Genomic DNA, 3045 nt, shown 5'->3' with positions numbered 1-3045 from the left:
CGATGGGATGCAGGTGGCCAAGCAGGTCGCCAAGGAGAAGTACGGCCTCGATGTCGAGATCGTCGAGTTCACCGACTACGTGACGCCCAATGCCGCGCTCGCCGACGGCAGCCTGGACGCCAACGCCTATCAGCACGAACCCTACATGCAGTCGATGGTCAACGACCGCGGCTACGACTTCGCCATCGCCGGCAAGACGTTCGTCTATCCGATCGGCGCCTACTCCGCCAAGTACGACAGCATCGACGAGCTGCCGGACGGCGCGACGATCGCCGTGCCCAACGACCCGACCAACGAAGGGCGGTCGCTGATCCTGCTCGACAAGCACGGGCTGATCACGCTCGACGATGCCGAGAATCTGGAAGCGACGCCGATCGAAATCACCGAGAACCCGCACGACTACTCGTTCAAGGAGATCGAGGCCGCCCAGATGCCGCGCGTGCTGCAGGACGTCGACATGGCCTTCATCAACAGCACCTTCACCCAGCCCGCCGGCTTGACCCTGGACGATGCGCTGATCAAGGAAGGCCCGGACTCCCCCTATGTCAATCTGATCGTCGTGCGGGGCGGCGACCAGGACCGCAAGGAGATTCAGGAGCTGGTCAAGGCCTACCAGTCCGACGCGGTCGCCGACAAGGCCCAGGAGCTGTTCCAGGGGGGCGCCGTTGCCGGCTGGAAATGATCACGCCATCGTCACGAACGTGACGGGACGCGAGCCATCCGCACGAAACCAGCGCCTCGGCGCTGGTTTTCGTTTCCGCCCTGCCCCTGCCCGTGCCACCCCCGAAGGACATCCACGATGACCGATTACGATCTCCTCGAGCGTCAACTGACAGCGCTTCTGGACACGCGCGACTGGCTGACCAACGCAGCTCAAACCAGCGCCTTCCTGATGCAGGCCCTCGACGACCTGAACTGGGTCGGCTTCTACCTCCAGCGCCAGCCCGAGACGCTGATTCTGGGCCCCTTCCAGGGCCGGCCCGCCTGCAACCCGATCCCGTTCTCGAAAGGCGTCTGCGGTGCCGCGGCACGCTCGCGCCAGACCCAGCGAGTCGACGATGTCCATGCCGTTCCGGACCATATCGCCTGCGATGCCGCCTCCCGTTCCGAACTGGTGGTGCCGATTCTCCTGGATGAAGAGGTCTGGGGGGTGCTGGATATCGACAGCCCGGTGCCTGCGCGCTTCAGCCACGCGGACCAGGCCGGTATCGAACGCCTGTGTCGCGTGTTCAGCGACGCCAGCGACCTGCCGCCGCCCGCCTGAAGGCGAGTACCCCATCCCCCTGGATTGAGGCACGGAGGCCCGGCCTCAATCCAGGAAGACACCCAGTTCGTCGTCCGAGCGCACCAGTTGCAGGATATCTTCGTAGAGCGCCAGCAGATCCAGCGCCAGCGGCCGACGAACCTCCCGCGGCATCTCGCCCAGGGCGTGCTCCTCCCGGCGCCCGCTGGCGATATTGTGGTAGAGCCCGATCGCCAGGTGCACGGCAGCGGCGTAGGGCGAGAAAGGTACGGCATCCAGCGGCTTGTCCTGGTAGGTCAGCGCGTTGCAGATGGTCTCCGGGAACCGCCAGCGACGGCCCAGCTCGGCACCCACCTCGCTGAACGTGTAGCCGAACTGGTTGGCTTCCAGCTCGGCGCGAGGGGCACCTTGGGCCACCAGCGCATCGATTCGTCGCATGGTTTCCGGATCGGCGATGTGCATCAACGCCGATCCCACGTGATGCAGGATGCCGCAGGTGAACGCGGTCTCCGGTGCCAGATCGCCCAACTGACTGTGACGGACAATCGTGCGGCTGAGATTGGCGACCATGAACGATTCACGCCAGAACGCCTTGCGATCAAGCCCGGGGACGTCCTTGAGCATGCCGACCATGCCCGAGGCGATGACGAGCGTGCGCACGCGATCGAATCCCAGCAGCAGCAGGGCGTCGTCGATCGTCGCCACGTTGCGCCCTACGCCGTATCGCACGGAGTTGGCCGAACGAAGCAGCTTCAGGCTCAGGTTGGGATCTTTGTGAATGGTGGCGGAAACACGGTGAACACTGATTCTGTCGTTGTCCAGGCTGGCAATCAGCTCGGTGACGACAGCGGGAACGCTGGGTAACTGGTGAATGTGTTCGAAAAGCGAGTTGAATGGCATGGTCTACTCCTGCTATCCCCCCATGTTATCTATCGCCCGGGCAAAAGTCGTGAGAGCGAGGGGCAGAATAGGCCGTTACGGGTCGGTGGGACAAAAAAATCCCGCCGGAGAACCGGCGGGAAGGTCGCCGCCCAGGCGACAGCAATCACTTATATCGAGTACGGCCCCTATCCTTAACTCTCCTGCCAGGATTTCACCATCTCGGCGTAGGGGACGGTCTTGCCCTGCGGCTTCTCGTTGTCGAGCTTGGGCTTGGGCGCGCCGGGCTGATCCAGCCAATACTGCGCATCGCGGGGTTCGTTCAGCTTTGGCCCGCAGTTCGGCTGGACATTGGCCCGCTCCAGACGCTCCATCATGCGATCCTGGGCGTCCGCCAACCCATCCAGGGCCTGCTGCGCGCTGGTCTCGCCGCTGACGGCCTGGGAAATATATTGCCACCACAGCTGCGCCAGCTTGGGATAGTCCGGCACGTTGGTGCCGGTCGGCGACCACTGCAGTCGCGCCGGGCTGCGATAGAACTCGACCAGGCCACCCAGCTTCGGTGCGGCATCGGTCATTGCCTGGGACTGGATGTCGGACTCCCGGATCGGCGTCAGCCCCACCAGCGTCTTCTGCAGCGAGACCGTTTTCGAGGTCACGAACTGAGCGTAGAGCCAAGCCGCGAGACGGTTCTTCTCGGGCGTCGATTTCATGAAGGTCCAGGCCCCCACGTCCTGATAGCCCTTCTTCATGCCATCCTCCCAATACGGCCCCACCGGCGATGGCGCCATCCGCCACTTGGGCGTGCCATCCTCGTTGACCACCGGCAGGCCCGGCTGGGTCATATCGGCGGTAAAAGCCGTGTACCAGAAGATCTGCTGGGCGACGTTGCCCTGCGCCGGCACCGGTCCCGCTTCCGAGAA

The 3045-nt window shown here is 64.1% G+C and carries 4 protein-coding genes; 2 read left to right on the top strand and 2 right to left on the bottom strand.

All coding sequences use genetic code 11. The features are described 5' to 3' along the window. Together AC3AYF_RS19705 and AC3AYF_RS19700 are read left to right on the top strand one after the other, a co-directional pair. Positions 1-682, top strand: a 682-nt coding sequence (locus AC3AYF_RS19705; protein ID WP_487780239.1) for a MetQ/NlpA family ABC transporter substrate-binding protein, incomplete at its 5' end; no start/stop codon positions are given. Between the two features lie 117 nt (positions 683-799). Continuing rightward, a complete protein-coding gene (locus AC3AYF_RS19700; protein ID WP_487780238.1) occupies positions 800-1264 on the top strand; it encodes a GAF domain-containing protein in 465 nt (154 codons plus the stop codon). A 45-nt stretch (positions 1265-1309) separates the two neighbouring features. Here the strand turns inward: AC3AYF_RS19700 and AC3AYF_RS19695 are convergent, their stop codons facing one another. Both AC3AYF_RS19695 and AC3AYF_RS19690 read right to left on the bottom strand, forming a co-directional pair. Continuing rightward, positions 1310-2143: an HDOD domain-containing protein gene (locus AC3AYF_RS19695; RefSeq protein ID WP_295040977.1), complete on the bottom strand. Its 834-nt coding sequence runs from the start codon at positions 2141-2143 to the stop codon at positions 1310-1312. Positions 2144-2316: 173 nt separating this feature from the next. After that, positions 2317-3045 (bottom strand): type 2 periplasmic-binding domain-containing protein (locus AC3AYF_RS19690; protein WP_487780237.1); only part of this gene is annotated, 729 nt, incomplete at its 5' end.

It is taken from the genome of Salinicola sp., from assembly GCF_982684285.1.
The sequence above is the reverse complement of the archived record's forward strand: the minus strand, read 5'-3'. Positions and strand labels throughout refer to the sequence as shown.

What these genes read in the sequence shown, in the direction of transcription:
- AC3AYF_RS19700 (WP_487780238.1), top strand. Translation starts at nt 800, where the DNA reads ATGACCGATTACGATCTCCTCGAGCGTCAACTGACAGCGCTTCTGGAC.
- AC3AYF_RS19695 (WP_295040977.1), bottom strand. Translation starts at nt 2,143, where the DNA reads ATGCCATTCAACTCGCTTTTCGAACACATTCACCAGTTACCCAGCGTT.